Source organism: Mycobacterium sp. ST-F2, assembly GCF_001905655.1.
Classification (GTDB): Bacteria; Actinomycetota; Actinomycetes; order Mycobacteriales; family Mycobacteriaceae; genus Mycobacterium.
The window spans coordinates 1-21,427 of record NZ_JMHT01000059.1; the positions used below are offsets into that span (position 1 = coordinate 1).

At 65.1% G+C, this 21,427-nt stretch carries 21 protein-coding genes and 2 pseudogenes; 10 read left to right on the plus strand and 13 right to left on the minus strand.

Going from position 1 to position 21,427, the window contains the following annotated elements; genetic code table 11:
* The 6 genes and pseudogenes from EB75_RS20355 to EB75_RS20380 all read right to left on the minus strand — a co-directional run.
* Positions 1-319 (minus strand): annotated as a pseudogene (locus EB75_RS20355) (N-acyl homoserine lactonase family protein); the annotation flags it as partial.
* Positions 319-1,926: an ABC transporter substrate-binding protein gene (locus EB75_RS20360; RefSeq protein WP_073697088.1), complete on the minus strand. Its 1,608-nt coding sequence runs from the start codon at positions 1,924-1,926 to the stop codon at positions 319-321. The gene EB75_RS20360 and the pseudogene EB75_RS20355, both read right to left, overlap by 1 nt.
* Positions 1,926-2,582, minus strand: a complete 657-nt coding sequence (locus tag EB75_RS20365; RefSeq protein WP_073697089.1) for a cysteine hydrolase family protein — start codon at positions 2,580-2,582, stop codon at positions 1,926-1,928. The genes EB75_RS20360 and EB75_RS20365 overlap by 1 nt, the downstream gene beginning before the upstream one ends.
* Positions 2,583-3,587 carry an ABC transporter permease gene (locus EB75_RS20370; protein ID WP_073697090.1) on the minus strand — a complete coding sequence of 335 codons (1,005 nt, stop codon included), beginning with the start codon at positions 3,585-3,587 and terminating at the stop codon, positions 2,583-2,585.
* Positions 3,588-3,598: 11 nt separating this feature from the next.
* The gene (locus EB75_RS20375) at positions 3,599-4,465 is read right to left on the minus strand and encodes an ABC transporter permease (protein WP_073697091.1); all 867 of its coding nucleotides are present in this window, start codon (positions 4,463-4,465) and stop codon (positions 3,599-3,601) included.
* The gene (locus EB75_RS20380) at positions 4,465-6,447 is read right to left on the minus strand and encodes a dipeptide ABC transporter ATP-binding protein (protein ID WP_073697092.1); all 1,983 of its coding nucleotides are present in this window, start codon (positions 6,445-6,447) and stop codon (positions 4,465-4,467) included. Before EB75_RS20380 ends, EB75_RS20375 begins: the two co-directional genes overlap by 1 nt.
* Positions 6,448-6,671: 224 nt before the next feature.
* Between EB75_RS20380 and EB75_RS20385 the strand changes: the two genes are divergently transcribed.
* From EB75_RS20385 to EB75_RS20395, 3 genes are all read left to right on the plus strand, one after another.
* Entirely contained in the window at positions 6,672-7,358 is a 687-nt protein-coding gene (locus EB75_RS20385; protein ID WP_073697127.1) for a TetR/AcrR family transcriptional regulator, read from the plus strand.
* A gap of 1 nt (position 7,359) precedes the next feature.
* Positions 7,360-7,635: a YciI family protein gene (locus tag EB75_RS20390; RefSeq protein ID WP_073697093.1), complete on the plus strand. Its 276-nt coding sequence runs from the start codon at positions 7,360-7,362 to the stop codon at positions 7,633-7,635.
* A 156-nt stretch (positions 7,636-7,791) separates the two neighbouring features.
* The gene (locus EB75_RS20395; protein ID WP_073697094.1) at positions 7,792-8,841 is read left to right on the plus strand and encodes an NAD(P)-dependent alcohol dehydrogenase; all 1,050 of its coding nucleotides are present in this window, start codon (positions 7,792-7,794) and stop codon (positions 8,839-8,841) included.
* A gap of 66 nt (positions 8,842-8,907) precedes the next feature.
* Here EB75_RS20395 and EB75_RS20400 read toward each other — a convergent pair.
* A pseudogene (locus EB75_RS20400) lies at positions 8,908-9,039 on the minus strand (DUF3349 domain-containing protein); the annotation flags it as partial.
* A 61-nt stretch (positions 9,040-9,100) separates the two neighbouring features.
* Between EB75_RS20400 and EB75_RS20405 the strand changes: the two are divergent.
* Positions 9,101-9,295: a hypothetical protein gene (locus EB75_RS20405; RefSeq protein WP_142239729.1), complete on the plus strand. Its 195-nt coding sequence runs from the start codon at positions 9,101-9,103 to the stop codon at positions 9,293-9,295.
* 203 nt (positions 9,296-9,498) lie between these two features.
* A complete protein-coding gene (locus tag EB75_RS20410) occupies positions 9,499-9,966 on the plus strand; it encodes a hypothetical protein (RefSeq protein ID WP_073697095.1) in 468 nt (155 codons plus the stop codon).
* Positions 9,967-9,976: 10 nt separating this feature from the next.
* Here the strand turns inward: EB75_RS20410 and EB75_RS20415 are convergent, their stop codons facing one another.
* The 5 genes from EB75_RS20415 to EB75_RS20435 all read right to left on the minus strand — a co-directional run bounded on the left by EB75_RS20415 (position 9,977) and on the right by EB75_RS20435 (position 14,705).
* Positions 9,977-10,213 carry a hypothetical protein gene (locus tag EB75_RS20415; RefSeq protein WP_142239730.1) on the minus strand — a complete coding sequence of 79 codons (237 nt, stop codon included), beginning with the start codon at positions 10,211-10,213 and terminating at the stop codon, positions 9,977-9,979.
* A 114-nt stretch (positions 10,214-10,327) separates the two neighbouring features.
* Entirely contained in the window at positions 10,328-11,290 is a 963-nt protein-coding gene (nrdF, locus tag EB75_RS20420) for a class 1b ribonucleoside-diphosphate reductase subunit beta (RefSeq protein ID WP_073697097.1), read from the minus strand.
* Positions 11,291-11,424: 134 nt separating this feature from the next.
* Positions 11,425-12,936, minus strand: a complete 1,512-nt coding sequence (locus EB75_RS20425) for a flavin-containing monooxygenase (RefSeq protein ID WP_073697098.1) — start codon at positions 12,934-12,936, stop codon at positions 11,425-11,427.
* Positions 12,937-13,032: 96 nt separating this feature from the next.
* Complete coding sequence (locus EB75_RS20430) at positions 13,033-13,767, minus strand: TetR/AcrR family transcriptional regulator (RefSeq protein ID WP_073697129.1); 735 nt, start codon at positions 13,765-13,767, stop codon at positions 13,033-13,035.
* A 209-nt stretch (positions 13,768-13,976) separates the two neighbouring features.
* The gene (locus EB75_RS20435; protein WP_073697099.1) at positions 13,977-14,705 is read right to left on the minus strand and encodes a LysR family substrate-binding domain-containing protein; all 729 of its coding nucleotides are present in this window, start codon (positions 14,703-14,705) and stop codon (positions 13,977-13,979) included.
* Positions 14,706-14,734: 29 nt separating this feature from the next.
* Here EB75_RS20435 and EB75_RS20440 point away from each other — a divergent pair, with 29 nt between their 5' ends.
* Positions 14,735-15,121, plus strand: a complete 387-nt coding sequence (locus EB75_RS20440) for a DUF5997 family protein (protein ID WP_073697100.1) — start codon at positions 14,735-14,737, stop codon at positions 15,119-15,121.
* 39 nt (positions 15,122-15,160) lie between these two features.
* Here the strand turns inward: EB75_RS20440 and EB75_RS29615 are convergent, their stop codons facing one another.
* A complete protein-coding gene (locus tag EB75_RS29615) occupies positions 15,161-15,343 on the minus strand; it encodes a hypothetical protein (protein WP_073697101.1) in 183 nt (60 codons plus the stop codon).
* Between the two features lie 233 nt (positions 15,344-15,576).
* Between EB75_RS29615 and EB75_RS28530 the strand changes: the two genes are divergently transcribed.
* The 4 genes from EB75_RS28530 (at position 15,577) to EB75_RS20470 (ending at position 21,389) form a co-directional block, all read left to right on the plus strand.
* Complete coding sequence (locus tag EB75_RS28530; RefSeq protein WP_286150266.1) at positions 15,577-16,989, plus strand: tyrosine-type recombinase/integrase; 1,413 nt, start codon at positions 15,577-15,579, stop codon at positions 16,987-16,989.
* 137 nt (positions 16,990-17,126) lie between these two features.
* A complete protein-coding gene (locus EB75_RS20460; protein WP_142239731.1) occupies positions 17,127-18,860 on the plus strand; it encodes a hypothetical protein in 1,734 nt (577 codons plus the stop codon).
* Positions 18,857-20,995 (plus strand): hypothetical protein, encoded by a 2,139-nt coding sequence (locus tag EB75_RS29745; protein ID WP_073697102.1) that lies wholly within the window; start codon positions 18,857-18,859, stop codon positions 20,993-20,995. Before EB75_RS20460 ends, EB75_RS29745 begins: the two co-directional genes overlap by 4 nt.
* Positions 20,982-21,389, plus strand: a complete 408-nt coding sequence (locus tag EB75_RS20470) for a hypothetical protein (RefSeq protein WP_073697103.1) — start codon at positions 20,982-20,984, stop codon at positions 21,387-21,389. The genes EB75_RS29745 and EB75_RS20470 overlap by 14 nt, the downstream gene beginning before the upstream one ends.
* Positions 21,390-21,427: the final 38 nt, after the last annotated feature.

Sequence of the window (21,427 nt, forward strand, 5' to 3'; positions counted from 1 at the left end):
GTGGGTGCCGTCGAAAGCCCCCCCCGCCCCCCCCCAGCCGCTGCTCGATCGGCTCGCCGGGTCCCGGCAACACGGGGCGGTACTCGACGGTCGGGAAGAACCGCCGGTAGAGCGCCGGATCCCGCACGAGCGCGGTGTTGAATCCCGTGTCGAGCAGTACCCAACCGCCGTCGGTCTGCAGCAACACGCCGGGCACCGGCTCCCGCATGCGCTCCTCCGGCGGTGCGCCGTACACCGACACCGACTTCGGCAGCTCCTCCCAGCCCAGGGTCAGCAGGATGATCCGCCGCACCCCGGGCTTGCCGACCAGAGTGGCCATCAGCCGACCGAGAGGGCGTTCAGGCGCAGTGAATTCGGGTTGGTGACCACGTGTGCCTGTTCGACGCCCTTGAGCCAGGGCTGGGCCACCATGAAGTCGTTCACGTCAGCGATGTTCAGCCAGCATCCGGTCTTGACCGCTTCCACACCGGCAGTGGAGAAGTCCGCCTCGGAGTCCGTCGGCAGGCCCGCGGCCAGTGCCGCGGTGACCGGCGGCGCCGAGCACCCGAAGAAGTTCAGACCGCCGTCGGCATCCCACGAGATGTGGCCCCAGGTGTACGGCGACGGCGCGTCGGGCCAGCCGAGATAGGTCATGATCTCCGGCGCGGACTGCCCGTCGGTGCCGACCCAGCCGTAGATCTCCGACGTCGGATACGCCTGCACCTTGGCGGTGAGGCCCGCCGCGGCCAGCTGGGTCTGAATCAGGTTGCCGATCAACTGGTTATCGGGGTTGCTCGAGTCGTAGCCGATGGTCACGGTCTTCTGATCGGCAGGCAGCTTGCCTGCGATGGCCGACAGCGCCGACGTGTCATGCGGGACCGATTGCTTGCCGTATTCGGCGGCCATCATGTTCGGCGGGTAGATCTGCTCGGCCTTCTTGCCGCGTCCGAAGTACGTCTGCTTCACCAGTTCGTCGACGTCGATCGCCTGCATCACCGCGGTCCGGTTCTTGGCGTCGGTCATCATGCCCTTGCGCGGGTTGATGTACGCGTAGTTCGACATCATGGTCGGCAGCGAGTAGTTGGTGAACGACTTGTTGTTCAGGTAGGACTGGACCGCCGAGGACGGCAGATCGTGCAGGATCGCGGCCACCTGACCGTTGTTGAACTGCAGCTGCTGTGCCGACACGTCGGTGATGACCGGAAGCTCGATCTTCTCGAAATACGGCTTGGTGCCCCAGTATTCACCGAAGGCGGCCATCGCGTAGTGCGAACCGACCTGGGCGTCGGTCAGCACGAATGGACCCGTGCCGAGGTCGTGGGTGGTCAGGTAGCCCTGCGCGTTGTCGGTGCCGGCGTTCTTCTTCAGGCCCTCGGGACTGAGCATGCGAGGGCCATAGGGGCAGGCCAGGTAATCGAGGAACGCCGAGTTGGGCGCCTTCAGTGTGATGGTGACGCCGTAATCCCCTTGCGTGGTCACCGATTCGACGTCCTTGACCATGTAGGCCGGGCCCTGGTTGACGGCCACCCGGCGATCGAACGACGCTTTGACCGCCGCCGACGTGAACGGGGTGCCGTCGTGGAACTTGACGCCCTCGCGCAGCTTGAACGTGAACACCTTGTTGTCCGGCGACGCCGTCCAGCTCGTGGCCAGCAGCGGTTCCAGGACGGCCTTGTCGACACCGGCCTTGTACTGCAGCAGACCTTCGTAGGTGTTCGTGGTCAGCAACAGACCCTGGCCCGCGTAGTAGATGTCAGGGTCCGGCGGCTGCCCAGGGTCCTGCAGGAAGGACAGATGCAGAACCTTGTCGGTGGGCGCGGCGTTGGGCGTACCGCCGCCGCCGGAATTCGAACCACCGCAACCGCTCAGGGTCAGCATCACGGCGGCACCGGCAGCGGCGATCCGCCAGCCTCCGCGCACACGACCGGGGACCTTGTGGCTCTTCATCATCGGGCAACTCCTTCGAGGGCGGGGCTGGACAACTCGGACGGACACATATCGGAAAAGGCAGTGATGATCTCGTCGGTGGTGCGCATGGCACCGGCCTGCAGGTACTCCATGGCGTCGAGCGCTGCGTCGTGCCGATAGGTCGACGAGCCGCCGACGCAGTCGGTCACGACGCGGACGTAGAAGTCACGCTGGTGCGCATCGGCGAAGGTGTAGTGCACGCAGACGTCGGTGAGCCCGCCGATGAGAATGAGCGTCGAGGCCCGTAGGCCGGACAGTACGATCTCGAAATCCGTTCCGATGAAACCGGAATAGCGGCGTTTGACGATGTGGAACTCGTGGTTGGGTCCGTCGAGGTCGGGCAGCAGCGCGGGGTGCAGCGGGGTGCCCGGGCGGCCGTCCACACAGTGTTCCCCCTCGGCGCCGTCGAGCTCACGGCCGAAGTCGATCCCGTTGGCGCGGTGCACCTCTTGGAAGAAGACGATCGGGATGCTCGCGGCGCGGGCGGCGGCGATCAGGCGCTGAGCCCGGGCGATCCGGCCGTCGTACCCGGCCATGTGCTCGATGCCGACCAGTTCGGCCGGCATGTCGCCGCACTCCTGCATGTCGACCACGACCAGGACCGGATTACCTACGATGAGCGGCTGTTTCGGCACCTAACCTCCTGTGACGGCGATACGCGGATCGGCGGCGGCCTGCAGCAGGTCCACCACTGTGTTGATGACGACGTAGAGCGCGCCGAGCATCAGCGTCACCCCGGCGATCGCCGGGAAATCCGCGACGGGAATGCTCTGCGCGATGTACTGCCCGATGCCGGGCCAGCCGAAGACCTGCTCGACCACCAAGACACCCGAAAACATCAGGCCCACTTGGAGTCCCGTCATCGACAGGGCGGCGCCGATCGAGTTGCGCAGCACATGCCTGGCCAGGATCCGGGTCTCGGACAGTCCCTTGGCGCGGGCCGTCCGCGCGTAGTCGCTGTCGATGTCGGCCAGCAGGCTGCTGCGCAGGACGCGGCCGATCGCGACGGCCGGGCCGATCGCGATGACGAACGCCGGCAGGATGAGATGGTGCGCGGTGTCGGCCACGACATCGAACCGACCGTTGAGCAGACCGTCGACCGTCAGCATGCCGGTCGGCCCCGTCGGCGGATTCGAGACGGCTATCCGGCCGTTGGCCGGTACCCAGCCGAGGTCCTGATAGAAGACGATGAGACCGAGGATGCCGAGCAGGAACATCGGCGCCGAGGAACCGGTGAACAACACGGCCCGAAGCACATTGGCGCCGCGCCATTTCAAGGTCGTGCTGAACGCCAGCAGCACCGCGAGCACGACGGCGATCAGCAGGCCGGCGAGCGCCAGCTCCAAGGTTGCGGGCACGAACGACCCGAGGTCGGCCATCACCGCATGCCGGGTCCGGTACGACGTGCCCAGATCTCCCGTGGCAGCTCCGACCAGGTAGTGCCAGAACTGCACCAGCACAGGGTCATTCAGTCCCAGTGCCGCGCGCCGTGCCGCCACCGCATCAGCCGAGGCCTGTGCGCCGAGTTGCGCTTTCACCGGATCCAGCGGCGAGATGTTCTGCAGGACGAACATCACTGCCGTGAGGGCCACCAGGATTGCCACCATCGACCCCAACCGCGAGGCCACGAACGTCTTCATGTTTCACCCACCTACGTCGTCTTCATCAAGTTGCGCAGGCAGTCGCCGGAGATGTTGGCGACCAGCGCCAGCACCAGCACGCCGAGTCCCGGCATGACCGGAATCCACCACTGCTGCAGGAAGTAACTCAGGTTGCGCGCGGAGTCGGCGCCGAGCTCCGGCGCCGGCGCGGCCTGGCCGAGCCCGAGAAAGGACAAGCCGGCCAGGGTCAGGATCAGCGTGCCGATATCGAGGCTGGCAGCGACCAGCGCATTGGGTACCGCCCCCGGCAGCAGGTGCCGTCCCGCAAGCCGAAATCGGCTGACACCGGCCAGTTTTGCGGCCTCGACGTGTGGTCGCGCCGCCAGCCGCGCCACCTCCCCGCGCACCAGGCGGGCGTAGAACGGCCACCACACGATGGACACTGCGACCAGGGTGTGGAGGAAGCTCGGACCCAGCGCGGCGACCACGGCGATCGCCAGCACCGGAGCGGGCAGGGACAGGAAGCCGTCGGTGATGCGCATCAACGTCGCGTCGATCCAGCCCCCGGCTGTTCCGGCGATCAGGCCCACGAGCCCGCCGATCAGCAGGCCCAGCGCGACCACTGCCAGCGCGGCCAGCCAACTCGACCGCGCGCCGTAGAGCACGCGAGACAGGATGTCGCGTCCCACGCTGTCGGTGCCGAGCAGGAACCCGTGCTCGCCCGGAGCCTGCAGCGGCATCCCGACCGGGATCAGCGGGTCATGCGGAGACACCAGAGGCACCGCGACGACGGCCAGGGTCACCAGGATCACGAGGGCGAATCCCGCGCGGTTGACGATCGTCGACCGGGACTGCGGCAGCGCCAATCTCAGGCGCCGACCGCGGGTCAGGCTCGGGGCGGGGATCGCGATGGCCATCAGCGCACCTTCTCTTCGATACAGGCGACCTGGTGTGCGCCAACGGATTTGCCGACCAGTCGGACGTCGAGCTCGTCGCCGCTGCAGGCGTCGACGGCGATCGGGCATCTGGGATGGAACGCGCACCCGGTCGGCGGTGACAGCGGGCTCGCGGGTTCGCCTGGCAATACCCGTGATTCGCGGCCGAGGTCGGGGATCGCGTCGACCAGCGCACGCGTGTACGGATGAGTCGGATTTCCGATGACCTGTTCGGCCGGCCCGATCTCCACGATGCGGCCGAGGTACATCACCGCGATGCGATCAGCGACCACCCGCGCCACCGACAGGTCGTGCGTCACGAACACCACGGACATGTCCAGACTGCGCCGCAAGTCCCCGATCAGGTTGAGCACCGAGGCGGCCAGCGACACGTCGAGGGCGCTGGTGGGTTCGTCGCACAACAGCACAGCGGGTGGGACGACAGTGGCGCGTGCCAGCGAAACCCGTTGGCGCTGGCCACCGGAAAGCTGACCTGCGCGTGATTTCGCCACCTCCGCAGGCAAGCCGACCCGCTCGAGGACCTCGATGACGGCATCGCGCCGCGCGGCCCGCGACAGTTTCTTGCCACGCAAGCGCTCGGCGATCAACTCGCCGACCGACAGCCACGGCGTCAGTGAGGCACCTGCGTCCTGGAACACCATCTGCGGGCGCTGTTGCCCGGCCACCTCGACCGTCCCGGTTGTCGCCTTCTCCAGTCCGGCGATCACCCGCAACAGCGTCGACTTTCCCGAGCCGCTCTCTCCCACGAGGGCCACCGACTCACCGTGTCCCACCCGCAGCGTCACTCCGCGCAAGGCCTGGAGCTTGCCGCGCGGCGCCACGGTGAAGGTCTTGGTCGCGTCGGTCACAGTGACGGCGTCAGGTTGATCTGCGGCAGCCCGGGGCGGCTGTGCTGCAACGGCTTCCAGCCCGGAGCCGGACTCCGGCGTCGGATCTGACGCCAGCTGCTCGGGGGTGAGCAGGCAGGCACTGATCCGTCCGGGGCCGACGGAAACCGGCTCGGGCGACGTCGTCTCACAATCAGCCGTGGCTTGTTCGCAGCGCGGGCTGAACGCACATCCGGGAAGCGGTGTCAGCGGGCTCGGCACCGAGCCCGGCATCGCCGCCAGCCGCCGGTCGCGTGCGGTCTCCAGCGTCAGCCGGGACCGCAGCAGCCCTCGGGTATAGGGGTGCGCAGGCGACCCCAGCACCTCGCCGGCCGGGCCGACCTCCGCGATGCGGCCGGCGTAGAGCACGGCGATGCGGTCGGAGATCTGCGCCGCCACCCCGAGGTCGTGCGTGATGAAGACGATGCTGCAACCGATTTCGTCGCGGAGTCGCTGCAGCAGCCTGAGGACCTGGGCCTGGACGGTGACGTCCAGGGCGGTGGTCGGCTCGTCGGCGATGATGAGATCCGGCGAGCCGGCGATCGCGATGGCGATCATCACGCGCTGCCGCAAGCCACCCGAGAGCTCGTGCGGGTACGCTCGCATCCGCCGCGCCGGGTCGGGAATGCCGACTGCGGTCAGCAGGCGCAACGCTTCATCGTCGCTGCCCGCGGCCTCGGCGACCTGCTTGCCGATCCGCATCGTCGGGTTGAGGGACGTCATCGGATCCTGGAACACCGCGCCCAGATCTAGGCGGCGCACCCTCCGCAGCACCTTCGGGTCGCCGTGCACCATGTCGGAGCCGGCCACCGCGATGCTGCCGTCGATCCGGGCGGACGCCGGGAGCAGCCCGAGCATGCCGAACCCCAATACGCTTTTCCCCGAACCTGATTCGCCCACCAAACCGAGGATTTCACCGCGCCGTACGGTCAGCGAGACGCCGCGTAGCGCGTGTACCTCACGCCCGTTGCGCTGGAACGTGACATGCAGGCCCGCCACGGTCGCCACCGCGTCAGGGTTCGACGACGAAGAGGTGGCGACCTGCGTGGCGTCCACCACCGATACAGCAGTGCCCATGTGCGCTCTCCTGCGTTCTGATCGCCATGCCTTGGCACATCCGTGACCGCTGGCCTGTCAGTTGACAGTTTTCCCCCCGGACCATCCCGCATGGTGTCGCGGAAGTAAGCACGATGTAAGCAACCAGGGGCCGTAAGTAACCGGCCGATATCGTAGGTTTCTGTCGCATGACAGATACTGGCCGCCGGTATCGATGACCGCCGCCCATGGACCACGATGAATGGATGTCGACCACCCGCACAGGAAGGCCTCGACTGCGGACCCAGCGACGCCCGGGCATCACTGGACGAGACGAAATCCTTGATGCGGCAAGCGAATTGTTCACCACATTGGGCTACGCAGGCACCTCGACGCGCACCATTGCCGATGCGGTCGGCGTCAGGCAGGCCTCCTTGTACCACTACTTCAAGACCAAAGACGACATCCTGTGCGCCGTACTGAGCCAGACCGTCGCCCCGACGCTGGCATTCATTCCCAGTCTGCTGGGCGCCACCCCGACCCTGACCGCCACCGAGCACCTCCACGCGCTGGCCGCCTTCGACGGAGGCCAATTGCTCGGTGGCACTTGGAATCTGGGAGCGCTCTACCTGCTCCCTGAACTGCGCGGCGAGCGCCTGGAGCCATTCTGGTCCGACCGGGAACGGCTGCGGCAGCATTATCTGGCGGTCAGCGAGGCAGTGCTACGGCGGACCGGGGTCCATCCGGCAGCCGCCGATCTGCCGTTTCGATTGGTCGAATCGCTGGTCAACATGTGGTCGGTGCCGCATGGCCCCGAGCGATCAGAACTGCCCGTGCAGGTCGCCGATGCCTGCGTGCGGGTACTGGGTGTCTTCGACTCCGCGACACCAGCGCTACGCGAGCGCACCGGGCAAGTCATCGAATGGCACGTCGGCCGCCGGATAACCTCATAGCGTGTTTCACGTACTGAACATCACCTACACCCAGCCCCTCGATGTCGTCGACCAGGCGCGACCGGCGCATCTCGAATGGCTCGGCAAGCTGGTCGAAGAGCGCCGCATCCTGCTGGCCGGCCGGCTGGAATCCCTGGGTGGCGCCGTGCTGATCGCCTCGGACATGTCAGCCGAGGAAGCCGACGCGCTCACCGCCAGCGACCCCTACGTGCACGCCGGTGTCGCGACCTACGAGCGCGTGAGCTTCAATGCCGGTTTCCGCGCGACCGGGCTCTAGCCGAAAATTCACAGCCGGATCCGGGATTAGTTCGGTGCCGGCCGCCGTTGAGTGTGGTCAGGGCCTGACGCATTGCCCCACATTTCGTTACCTTCGCTAATCTTTCTAGTAGGTAACCGCCGCTAGGCAAGCCGAGAATGAAGAGGACTGACAAGCATGACCACGACCGTTTCCGCCTACGCCGCGACCTCAGCGACCAGCCCGCTGACCAAGACCACCATCGAGCGCCGTGACATCGGCCCGCACGACGTCGCCTTCGACATCAAGTTCGCCGGCATCTGTCACTCGGACATCCACACCGTCAAGTCTGAATGGGGCCCGGCCAACTACCCCGTCGTACCCGGCCACGAGATCGCCGGTGTGGTGACCGCCGTCGGCTCAGAGGTCACCAAGTACAAGGTCGGCGATCACGTCGGCGTCGGCTGCTTCGTCGACTCGTGCCGCGAGTGCGACAACTGCCATGCCGGCCTGCAGCAGTACTGCACCGGTAAGGGCGGCAACATCGGCACGTACAACGCCACCGGCCGTGACGGCACCCCCACCTACGGCGGCTACAGCACCGCCATCGTGGTCGACGAGAACTACGTGCTGCGCATCCCGGACAGCATCCCGCTGGACAAGGCCGCTCCCCTGCTCTGCGCCGGCATCACCCTGTACTCGCCGCTGCGGCACTGGAACGCCGGGCCGGGCAAGAAGGTCGCCATCGTCGGCCTCGGTGGCCTGGGCCACGTCGGTGTGAAGCTCGCGGTCGCCATGGGCGCCGAGGTCACGGTGCTGAGCCAGTCGCTCAAGAAGATGGAAGATGGCCTGCGTCTCGGCGCACACCACTACTACGCCACGAACGACCCCGACACCTTCAAGAAGCTGGCCGGCAGCTTCGACCTGATCATCAACACGGTGTCGGCGAACCTCAACATGGGCCACTACCTGAACCTGCTGAAGACCGACGGCACCCTCGTCGAGCTCGGCGCTCCGGAGAAGCCGCTCGAGGTGCCGGTGTTCCCGCTCGTCGGCATGCGACGCACCCTCGCGGGCTCGTTGATCGGCGGTATCCCGGAGACCCAGGAGATGCTCGACTTCTGCGCCGAGCACGACGTCACCCCGGAGATCGAGATCATCGAGGCCTCCTACGTCAACGAGGCCTACGAGCGCGTGATCGCCAGCGATGTGCGGTACCGCTTCGTGATCGACACCGCGACCATCTAGCCGCGAGTTTCTCGTCAACGCCGAGGATTGCAGTCAAATAGTGACTGCAATCCTCGGCGTAACGCGTTATCGGCCGTCTGTGCCGGGGCCGGCGCCAGGCAACAGGTCCATACCGGCCAACGGCCAGCCGGCAGCGGCCAGTTTGGCAGCCACCCGCGCGACGTTCTCCGGGCCGGCGTCATGGTGGGTGACGTCGGCGGGAACCACGGGATCGGGGGTTTTCGCGTCTGCTCTCGGGGTACCGGCCACAATCTCCCTTGTGCCCGACGATCCGGTAGACATCCTGCAACGCTGGGAGCTGGCGGGCGGTGTCTGGCGGGTCATCGGCCGCGGCGCACACGAATTGACCATCGGGCTGTTTCAGTGCGACGGCGGTGAGCGCGTCGACGTCATCCGCTCCGGCGATGCCGCTCTGCTCGCCTTCGTCGGCGGCCGGGAGTCCAACGCGGACTGACCCGTCGTCCTGGCTTGATCCTGCGTTGTGGGCGTAGCGCATTCGGACTTTTACGCCGCAATCGCAGAGTCAATGTTCCGACCTCGAGGGTGCAGACAGCGCGTGAATTCGCAGATCCGGTGATCTGTACGCACGCTCGCGGCGCGCATCGCGGCATTCCAACAAGTTGACGAAATTTACCGTGACGCACTAATACTTTGATCATGACGCCCACCCGCCGCCGCGCTCCGCTGTCCCAGCTGGCTCTCGCCGGCGTGGCCGTCGCCGTGCTGCCGGTCGGCGTGGCCCATGCCGATCCAGAACCGGCCCCGGTGTCCGCCGGCGTCACCGGCGTCCTCAACGACTGGCAGAAATCCGTATGTGAGGCAGGCAGTTTCAGCCAGGACGATCCCGCGATCGCCGCGCGTGACTGGCCGGGTGCGGTCCGCGCCGGCACCTGCGCGAGTGCGGTGAACCCTGGCCTGACCAATGGCCTGTGGATCTCGCAATGGACCGCCAACAGCGACATGACCTCGGCGCTGCAGCGCAATTTCATGGCCCTGTTCGCCTCCGCGGTCAGCGACCAGACGGGGATCATCACGTTCGCGGTGGCGAGCCTCGAGGCACGCAAATCACTTGAGCCGCTGACGAAATTCGGGTTCGTCATCCAGCCGGTACCGCCGCTGGCCTGACGGCCCGGCGTCAGTGCCCGTGGCCACCTGGGCCGATGTGGCCACCCGTGGTCGTCGTTCCACCCGGGTCGCCTGGATGGTCGTTGTTCTGGTCTGACGGAACGTGGCACTGACCGGCGACGATCACCTGTCCCGGCTCGCACACAATCGTGTCGTCAGCGACCGCGGCCGGCGCCGCGGTCGCGAGCGCCACCGCGCACACGGCGCCGGCAGCGAGAAGACGTGAGTTCGATGTCGATCGCGCCATGATCGGTCCGCCTGTTCTCGACGCGTAAAGAACGATATTAACGCCGAGCCAAATAACCGCGGGGCGCATTCGGCAAGCCGATACACCCCGCAATCAGTGCACTGAACTGCGCTTTTAGAAGTCCCAGTCCGAGTCTTCGGTGTTGACGGCCTTGCCGATGACATACGAGCTACCCGAGCCCGAGAAGAAGTCGTGATTCTCGTCGGCATTCGGGGACAGCGCCGACAGGATGGCCGGGTTCACGTCGGTCTCGTCGCGAGGGAACAGCGCTTCGTAGCCGAGGTTCATCAGCGCCTTGTTGGCGTTGTAGCGCAGGAACTTCTTGACGTCCTCGGTCAGCCCAGAGCCGTCGTAGAGGTCCTGGGTGTATTCGATCTCGTTCTCGTAGAGCTCGTAGAGCAGGTCGTAGGTGTATTCCTTGAGCTCTTCGCGCTTGGCCTCGTCGACCAGGGCCAGACCGCGCTGGTACTTGTAGCCGATGTAGTAGCCGTGCACCGCCTCGTCGCGAATGATCAGGCGGATCATGTCGGCGGTGTTGGTGAGCTTGGCGCGCGAGGACCAGTACATCGGGAGATAGAAGCCGGAGTAGAACAGGAAGCTCTCGAGCAGCGTCGAGGCCACCTTGCGCTTGAGCGGATCGTCACCCCGGTAGTAGTCCATGACGATCTGCGCCTTGCGCTGCAGGTTCGGGTTCTCCTCCGACCAGCGGAACGCCTCGTCGATCTCCACGGTGGAGCACAGCGTCGAGAAGATGTTGCTGTAGCTCTTGGCGTGCACCGACTCCATGAAGGCGATGTTGGTGTAGACGGCCTGCTCGTGCGGGGTGAGCGCGTCGGGGATCAGGCTGACGGCACCGACGGTGCCCTGGATGGTGTCGAGCAGCGTCAGACCGGTGAAAACCCGCATGGTGAGCTCTTTTTCGCTCGCGGTCAGCGTGCTCCAGGACGGGATGTCGTTGGACACCGGCACCTTCTCCGGCAACCAGAAGTTGCCCGTGAGGCGGTCCCAGACCTCCGCGTCCTTCTCGTCCTGCACTCGGTTCCAGTTGATCGCGGAGGCCCGGTCGATCAGCTTCATACCTTCAGACACCGTGACCCCATTTCAAGCTGGAACTGTGTTTGCCTTGCTGGTGCCACGACACTACCCCTGGTGTCTGACATCAACGAACACCGCAAGACATAGTGCTTTCGTGTCGCGCCCGCGAGGTCGATTCACCGGATGAATTCGTACTCCGTCGACTTGAACTTCCGGGTCTCGAGCCAGTACTGCCAGGTCATGCCGCTCCACAGCGTGCGGTTCACGCCGTGCTCGTCCATGTACCAGCTGCGGCAACCGCCGGTGCTCCACACCGTGCCGGCCAGGTTCTGCTGGAGCTCAGCGTTGTACTCGTCCTGCGCGCGCCGGCTCGGCATCAGTGCGGCGGCGCCGGCTTTGTCGGCCGCGGCGATGGCCTGCGCGGCGTAGCGGATCTGCGACTCGATCATGAACACCACGGAGTTGTGGCCCAGCGCGGTGTTCGGACCGAGCAGAAAAAACAGGTTCGGCATGTTCGCCACCGTGATGCCGCGGTGCGCGGCCATGCCTTCGCGGTTCCACCGGTCGACCAGGTCCTCTCCCCCGAGGCCCTTGATGTCGACGTAGGTATACGAGTCGGTGACGTGAAAACCGGTGCACCACACCACCACATCGACGGGGTGCGCCACACCGTCGCGGGTGACGATGCCGTCGGCCGTCATCCGCTCGATGCCCTCGGTGAAGACGTGCGTCTTCGGGTTGGCGATGCCGCGATAGTAGGTGTCGGAGTTCAGGATTCGCTTGCAGCCGGCCACGTAGTTCGGGGTGAGCTTGCGACGCAGGACCGGGTCTTTGATGCTGCGGTTGATGTTCCACTTGCCCAGCAGCTCACCGATTTTGAGCAGTCGCGGCTGCTTGGTCATCGCGAAGCCGACGCCTTCGTGAATCCAGTAAATGGCGTCCCGCATCAGCGCCCGGGCACCGGGCACCCGGCGGAAGACGTCCTTCATCCACTCTGGAAAAGCGTTGTTGGGCCGCGGCATGACCCATGCCGGGGTGCGCTGGTACAGGTGCAGCTCGGCGACCTGGTCGACGATCGCGGGCACGATCTGGATGGCGCTGGCACCGGTGCCGATCACCGCGACGCGCTTACCCGTGATGTCGACACTGTGGTCCCATTGCGCGGAATGGAAAGCGGCACCTGTGAATTCGTCGCGGCCTTCGATCTCGGGCACGGATGGGATGTGCAGCCCGCCGGCTCCGGAGATCAGGAACTGGGCGATGTACTCCTGGCCGCTGCCGTCATAGATGTGCCAGCGGCGCTCGTCTTCGTCCCAGTGCGCGCGGTCGACGTGGGTGTTGAACCGGATGTTGCGGCGGAGGTTGTGTTTATCGGTGACGCCCTTGAGGTAGTCGAAGATCTCCGGCTGGAACGACCACATGTGCGACCAGTCCGCTTTGGGTTCGAAGGAGAACGAGTACATGTGCGAAGGGATGTCGCATGCGCAGCCCGGGTAGGTGTTGTCGCGCCAGGTGCCGCCGATCTCGTCGGCCTTCTCCAGTATCAGGAAGTCGTTGACGCCGAAGCCCTGCTTGCGCAGCGCGATGCCCATGCCCAGCCCGGAGAAGCCGGACCCGATGATCACCGCCCGCGTCACGATCGGCTCGGTGCGGACCTCGATGTCAGCAGACTGCTCGGAGAGCGTCATGAACCTGCTCTTTCCTGGGAACGGCGGTACCGGATACTTCACAGTCTCCGGACAGAGCGCCGGGGTGTCAACGCACCCGGCAGAGCAGTGGCTTCGTCAGCCGACGGATTCTTCGCGGCGCACCGCGTCGTGCACCGGCTTTTCCAGATCGAACCGGACGCCGAGCAGCCTGGCGGTGCCGTTGATGGCACCGATCATGATGGTGGTCATGTGCGCGACGAACTGGTCGCGCGGCAGCCGGCGCGGCGTCTCGTCACTGCCGCCGAGCCACCAGTCGGTCGCGGACGCGGCCGCACCGAACAGCGTGAACGCCGCCAGCTCGAAGATGGCCGAGTCCAGGTCCATGTCCTTGAGCTCGCCGCTGATCATGGCGGCGATGGCCAGGGTGATGTCCCGGCCCCGGTTGACGGTCGTCATCGCGGCGGCGGACTGGTCGGCGAACCGGCCCTGCAACAGGAAACGCACCACGTTGGGGTGCTGGTCCACCAGGTCCACATAGTGTTCGACGGCGCGGCCGATGATCTGGCCGGTCGAATCGTGCTCGATGTCGATGGACGGAATGACGGCCGCCCACAGCATGTCCCGCATGCGCTCGCCGATCTGCGAGAACATGTCGGACTTGTCGGCGAAGTGCCGGTAAATCTTGGGTTTGGCGGTGCCGGCCTCTTCGGCGATCTCCCGCACGCTCACGTTCGGCCCGAGCCGGTCGATCGCCCGGAATGCCGCGTCCACGATCTCCTCGCGGACCTTCAGCCGATGTTCACGCCAGCGCTCGCTGCGCGCGTCGACCTTCTCGGGCGCGCCCTTGGGCGGGGTGACCTTCACCTGCACGGTGACCGACGGAACATTCACGCCCGGCACACCAGGAACTTTCACCCCGGCCTGGATGCCGGTGCGTGGAAGAGATGGCCTGCGCACCCCGCCACTGTACCGGGCGAGCACAACCTCGCCCGCCCGGACCAGCACATATGTTCAATGGCCAGCTGGCGCACCCATTTTCGTGTTCGGCTTGCCGTAACCGGCCGCCAGGCCGCGCCGCCTCAGCGCCGACCGCGCTGCGCTTTGCCCGGCTTGCGCGCCGATTTGCCCACGACACCCTTGCCCGCGGCAGCCCGGGCGGCCTGCTTCGCCAGGGTCTTCTCCCGCGCGCTGCGTTTCGGCGCCGGCTCGGCCTGTCCTCGTGACGAGCTGGCCTTGCGGCCCCGCACGATGCCGATGAACTCCTCGACCAACTCGGTCTGCTGCCCCGCTGGGAACGCCAGCGCGACGGCGCAGGTGGGCGCGTCGGTGATCGGTCGGTACGTGAGGTCCTTGCGGTGGTACAGCCGCGCCAGCGACTGCGGCACGATGAGGGCACCCATCCCGGTCGCGACGAGTTCTATTGCGCCCTCGGTGGTTTCGGGCCGGTACTCGACCGGATTGCCGGGGGCTTGGGCCCAGCCGACGATGTCGTCGAGCGGAAGCAGCGTCGGCTCGCCGTCGAGGTCCGCAGCGGCGATCTCGTCGACGGCGGTGAGGATGTGATCGGTCGGCACGACGGCCACCGTCGTCTCCTCATAGAGCGGGATGACGGCCAAGCCCGTCGTGTCGGCCGGCAACCGGAGCAGCGCCACGTCGACGGTGCCGGCCCGCACCGCGTCGGCTGCGTCTGCCGCGGCGACGGCGTGCAGCACCAACGCAGCCGTGGGATGGCGCTCGGCCCAGATTCGCGCCCACTTCGCGGGCGTCCCACCGGGGACGTACCCGAGGGTCAGGGAGAGCGAGGTCACCGCGTCAGGCTACCGATAGGCTGATGCCCATGAGCAGGCCCAACGCGCAGTCCATGAAACCCGCAACCGCGGCGAAGAAGCTGGACGTCTACTTGCCCGCGACGCCTGCGGAGTTCCAGGAGAACGCGATCACCCGTGCTGAGCTCGCAGCCCTGCAGGCAGACCCGCCGCAGTGGCTCAAAGACCTCCGTAAGAACGGGCCGCACCCCAAGAACCTCGTCGCCGCCAAGCTGGGCGTCTCGATCGCCGGCCTCGCGCGCGGAGGCGTCGAGAAGGCGCTGACCACCGCGGAGATCGACGCGCTGATCGAGGAGAAGCCGGACTGGCTGATCATCGAACGCGAGAGCTACCAGCAGGTGCTGCGCGAGCAGCGGCGTATCAAGGCGCTGCACGCGGACCAGGCCCGCGAAGGCTGATCATGGTGGCCACAGGCCACCACTTGTCAGCGCGTGCACTCACCAGAGGTCGAAGGCGACATTGGTGTTGGGATAGTGGCTGGTGAAGTTGTGATTGATCCAGTAGTTCTTGCCGAGGAAGCCGCTGACGCCGGTGCCTCCGACATTGGTGTTGGCCTTCGAGTTGCTAACCTCGTAGGTGGCGGTCGGGCCGCCGACACCCACCCGGTAGGCGACGTGCATGTCAAGTGAGTCACCTTGTGGCGCAACGGCTGTCACAATTTCGGTCGCACCAGGTGCGAGCATCCGCTGGGGGCCGTCGACCCATGTGCCGTTGGGGCTTGTCCCGTCGTTCAGCAGAAACTGAACTTTGTCGGTGCCTATGTTCTATAGCCATTGACTTGTTGTTGGTAGGCTCCGTCCACCCTCGGGGCTGGGAGCCGACAATGCAGACATGGTCAGTGGTTCGGTACGACATGGACCTGCTTGCTCAGGATTGGCCGTCGGAGTTGACAGGTCCGATTGCTGACTTGGGCGAATTGATGGTGCGCTGGCGGGCCGTCGATGGACAACGCTTTTTGATACGCAGCGATGGGGTGGTCGACCTCCGGGTCAATGCGTTCTTGTCGTCGGCGCGGATGCGCACGCTGGCTAGCAACACTAACCGTGATTACGCGCAGTCTCTGTGTCTATGGCTCAACTTCCTGGAGGCCAGGGGATGCGTGTGGTCTGACGCGACCGAAGACGATGTAGACGATTTTGAGTTCTGGAGGCGCACCGACCCGAATAACCCGGTTCCTGTTGGCGCTTCGACGTTTTCGAAGGACGTTGCAGCCTGCAAGAAATTCTATTCTTGGGCCGCGGAGCGATTTGCAGACGTCGCCGACATATTCCTCTACGTTGATCCGCCTCCGTCAAAGCGTTCGGCCAGGGTCAGATGGCTCGATCCCGCTGCGGTAGATCGATGGCGCGACGTTGGGTTGCGTGGCCGCGATCTTCGCGGCCGCAGGGACCGCTCGTGCCGAACTCGAAACGAGCAACGGGACATGGCTTTCTTTGATGGTCTGTATGGAACAGGGTTGCGGCTGTCGGAATGGGCCTCGGTCACGATCGATGAAATTCCAACACTCGGTGCGGGCCGGCCGTTCTACAAGTGTCACCTGGCCGACAAATGCGCCAAAGGTGGTTACGGGCACCCGTTTTGGATGCCGCGGAACGTGCTGGCCGGGATATGTGCCTACGTGGAGGGTGCCCGTGCCCGAGCTGTCCGCGGCGCCCAAGACAGTAGCCGCTACGCGGAATTGAGCGATGCGATCGTGGTGGGCGCCACGAAACGTCCTGGATCGGTGAGACTGCCCGACGGTAACGGCGGATTCACCGATCGCGCTTGGAATACCACTGGTCCAGCGTTGCGCCGCAGACTGTTCCGTCGCACGCAGGGTGGCCTGGAACCAATATGGTTGTGGCTGAACGAAAATGGCCTCCCGCGCGATCCACACGGATGGCATCACACCTTCGCAGAGGCGAACGACCGTATCGCAGCGAAGGGCTTGGAGAACTTCACCTGCACGCCACACATGCTGCGGCACTCGTTCGCCCTGCGGTGGTTCTCGGTAGGCAAGTTGGTCTATTCGTCGCGACTGGCCCATCTTTCGGACGAGGAGGCACGCGACTTCCGGGTCCAATTCGGTGATACCTGGCATCTGGTGCAGACGATGTTGGGACACCGTCGAGTCGAAACCACCAGAAACGTATACCTGGAACCGTTCCGATCCCTCGACGTGGAGGTGCTACTAGCTCAGACGCAAGGGTTACCCGTGTCGGGGTTGTTGGCCGAGCTTTTCGACAGTCACTCGATGGTTCTCGGAGATCCGGTGGCGCGCCGATGAATCGCCGTGGTCGTGCCGCGCGGCTTCCGCAATCTGGCCAGACAACACTGCGCGGTGTTCTCGCCGACGGAACCACCGTGCGTTGCTTCGAGGACGGTAACAGCCAGCCGAAAGACTTCGACTTTTCGCTATTGACGGTGAGCCCAGAGCTGCAGCGCACGTTTGCCGAGGCGTTCGCCAAACGCACGGGACCAGGGGGCGGTCTGCGGTCGATGTCGTCGATCGGGGACGCGTTCCGCGCGATTCGCGTGTTCACGCAGTATCTCGCGGGTTTGCCGCGTCCACCGGTGCGCAGGGCGGACCTTCTTCCGCGTCACATCGACGGCTTCTTGGCCGCGCGTCGTGCATCGGGTGTGCCCTCGAAGCTTACCGAGGAGCTGCGCGGAGTGAAATTGATGCTGCGCCAGGTTGATTCGTGGGAACCGGCGATGGTGGCCAAACTCGCCGAGCCACACCCGCGGCCACTGCGTACAGGTAAGCGCCACGAGAGCTACAGCCGCGCCGAGTTTCAGCGGATCGCCTCAGCGGCACGCGCGGACTTGCGCCGTGCCGCGCAACGCATCCGAGCCAACCGTGTGCTGCTGGAGCAGTACCGGTCGGGTCACCTCGACGATCCGACCCGACGGTTTGAATTGCTCGACTATGTCGAACGCCATGCCGATGTGCCACGCCGCGGCGGCGACTTCCCAAGCAAATCGCAGCTGACGGCCAAGTGGGTGCGCGGTTTCGGCGGGACCCGGGACATCATTCGATGGGCACATTTGAATCCGCTGGAAGTCAGCGCCGGTGCCGTCTTGTTGGCCGTGCTGACGGGCCAGAATCCGTACGTCATCATGAAATGTCCGGCCCGACACCATCGTGCCGACGGCAACGCCGGCGGACCCGAGACGGCCATCGTCGAGATGCGTAAGCCCCGCCGCGGCAGCCGCGCCGACATGGATGTGGCACTTGCCGCCGTTCCGGATTGGATCAGCGTCCCCGACGACCCGACCTCGATGTCCCGCCGCGATGAACTACATACCGCCTTCGGCGTGTACATGTTGTTGCATGAGTTGACCGCATCGAGCCGGCGGATCGAGGGCAGTGGTCGGCTGATGGTTGCCTACTGTGCAAATGGGCACAACGGTCGGGGTATTCGTGCGCACGGCTCGGCCGAGGGATGGGTTCGTCCGTGGTCGCGACAACAGGGCCTGCTGCTCGATGCGGTCGACGGTGCGTCCGCCAAACCTCTGGAAGTGTCGCTGGTTCGATTGCGGATGACCTACCTTGAGCTGCACCAGAAACCGGTGGCGCACACCGAACAGACCCTCGTCGATGACTATCTGGGGCGAAATCGCGGCAACCTGGTTGAGTACCGGCGCGTTGTTGCTGATGCCTTGCAGGACCAGGTGGCCAAGGCTCGCGCGCTTCCCCTGATGGCCGCGCTGTCGACGGCCGAAGTTGCTCAGGCGCACGCCGATCCGACGGCGTTGGCGTCGAAATTGTCGTTGTCCCACAGCGATGTTCGCCGGATGCTGCAGGGCACGTTGGACACCGTGATGAATGCGTGCATTGACAATCAGCACGGGCCATACGGTGACCCTGGTCAACCGTGTCGGGCATCGTTCATGCTGTGCTTGAGTTGTCCGTGCGCTCGCGCATTGCCTCGACATCTACCGGTGCAGACGTTGGTGCTCGATCGCCTCACTGAGCGGCGCCACCACATGACTCCGTTGGCATGGACGACACGGTTTGCGCTTCCGCATGCCCAGTTGTCCGATCTGCTGGCTGGTTTTGACGACGAGCAGCTCAGTGCCGCGCGAGCGGCGACCACCGATGCCCATCGAGAAATGGTGGGCCGCTTCCTCAACCGAGAACTGGACATGCGATGACGACACAGCGTCGGCGCGCTGCGTTGCACGATGACCACGTTGAATACCCGGATGCGGCCACCCTGGTTCTCTTGCGGCGGGTCCTGCGTCCAGATGCCGATGCCGCCGAGCTGTCCCGGTACGCGGACAACGTGTGGCACTTCGATCAAGGAATCTTCGAAGAAAGCTCGAAGATCATCAGCATTAACTTCAAACTGGCTCCAAAACCGTTGCTAGAAGATGCGAAACACTACATGTGGGTGCTGATCAACACCGACCCGCCGATGCAGCTGCGGCGCACAACAGCCACTCGCCCGTCGTTGTACACCGTCAGGATGTGCTGGTTCCCGCTGCGGATCTTCCTGAATTGGCTGCATAAACACTGTATTGCGCAGTTCTGTGATGTCACACCCGAGATGCTCGACGAGTACCTGGTATACGTGAAGCGCACCCAGGACAGCGTGGAGCAGATGCACCGATGCGTCATTGAGGTTCGTCGACTCTGGGGGTATCGCTCGGTGCTACCGGAATCGATGCGGCTGCCCGAAATGCCGCCCTGGGGTGGTGAGTCACCCGGCACGCTTCTCGGCAACGTCCGCTCCTACATGGAGAACCTCACTCCACGGATCAACGAGGACACCATGGGGGCACTGCTGCTGTGGGCGCTGCGATTTGTCGAAGATTATGCCGACGACATCATCGCCGCCCGCGAGGAGTTCCTGTTCCTGCACGCACGCGGGCCGGACGTGACGCCGGTGCACGAGCAGGACAGGACACGGCTGCCGCAAGGTGGGGCGATCAAAGTGGTCACCGATTACACCGAAACGGTTCGGCAAGAGCAAGGGTTGTTGCCGGGCAGGATCAACGATGTCGGCGAGCGGGAAATCAACTTTCCCTATATCGGCAGGCTCATCGGTATTCCACGGCTGCCCAATGCGTCCTACGCGACCGCCCGGTCGGTGCTCGCCACCTCCGGGTTGCCGATCGATGATGACGCGTATCTGTCCACTCCGGTTACCGCCACACTGGCTGGACGACCGTGGCATCCCGGACGCTTTTCCTACAACCAGACTCGCTACCTAGTGCGGCATTTACACACCGCCGGCCTGATCGTGGTCGCCTACCTCTCCGGTGCTCGGCCCGCGGAAGTCTTGAACCTGCGTCGCGGTTGCATCGACCGCGACGATGCCAACGACATGTACCTGATGTCGGGCGTGTACTTCAAAAACGCCGTCGACGAGAACGGCAACAAGGTGCCCGCCGGTCTACCGAGGGCGGACCCCTGGGTAGTGGCGCAGCCCGTCGCGCGAGCGGTCGCCGTACTTGAACGGCTGCATGACGAAGACCTGCTGTTCACCAATAGGATTGACCTGACCCGCATTTACGTGCAACGCCGTGCCGGGGGATTAGCACTAAACACCCAGGTCGCCACCGATTGTGTGCACCGGTTCATCGAATTCGTAGACGAGCTGTGTGCCCACCACCAGATCGATCCCATTCCATCGGACCCGCACGGCCAACTGTCGATCGGCCGGTTCCGCCGCACGTTGGCGTGGTTTATCCGCCGTCGACCTCGCGGGCTGGTCGCCGCATCCGTCCAATACGGTCACGTGCATACCCGCATGATTCAGGGCTACGCCGGTGCTTACGATTCGGGCTTCCCCGACGAGCTGGCATTCGAGGACTTCCTGGCCCGGTTGGAACAATTCGCCGACGATGAACAGGCTTTGAGTGACGGGGAACGCGTATCCGGACCGGCCTCACAGGCCTACCGGCAGCGTCTGAGCGGCGCCAACGGAAAATTCGCCGGATACGCCCTGACCCATAAAAAGCAGGCTCGTGATCTGCTAGCAAACCCTCTACTGCAGATCTATCACGGCGAAGGGATGACCTGTGTATTCGACGCGACGAAGGCCGCGTGTCAGCTGCGTGGGGCTCGTGATGATCCGATGGTGACACCCGACGTCGACGACTGCCGGCCCGACTGCCGCAACATCGCCCGGACCGACCGCGACATAGCCACCGTCCGCCGACACCGGGATCGGCTCGCCGAAACGGTGGCCGACCGCGCCGCCCCACCGCTGCGGCATCAGCGAGAACAACGAGAACTCGCTCGCATCGACATGATCATCAGGGAGCACGATGACGGCCACTGAAACCGACCCTGTTCGCAAGAAGATCCTCGCCGCCATGGACCGCTTGATGGCTGGCACGCCGCTGCGCTCCACTGGGCGTCTCAACGTATCCCAGTTGGCCGTTGAGGCCGGTGTGGCGCGGTGGCACCTGACCCATCAGCACGTCGATCTCAGAGAGATGTTTCAAGCGCGCGTCCGCAACGAGGGCAGGACGCCGGCTCCGTTCCGGGGTACCGCCGCCGCATTCGCTGATCTGCAGGATGCACACCGCGCGTTGCAAGCGCACTGCACCGAGCTGGAGCAGCAGATCAAGCTGTACGCCAACGTGATCCAGCTGCTGTCCATGGAACGAGCGACGAGCACGCAAAGTCGGCCGGTGACCGATATCGCTTCGCGCCGGAGGCCGCAACGTTAGATGGCCGCGGTGCGGTCTGCGCGCCGCGGCCGCAGTAC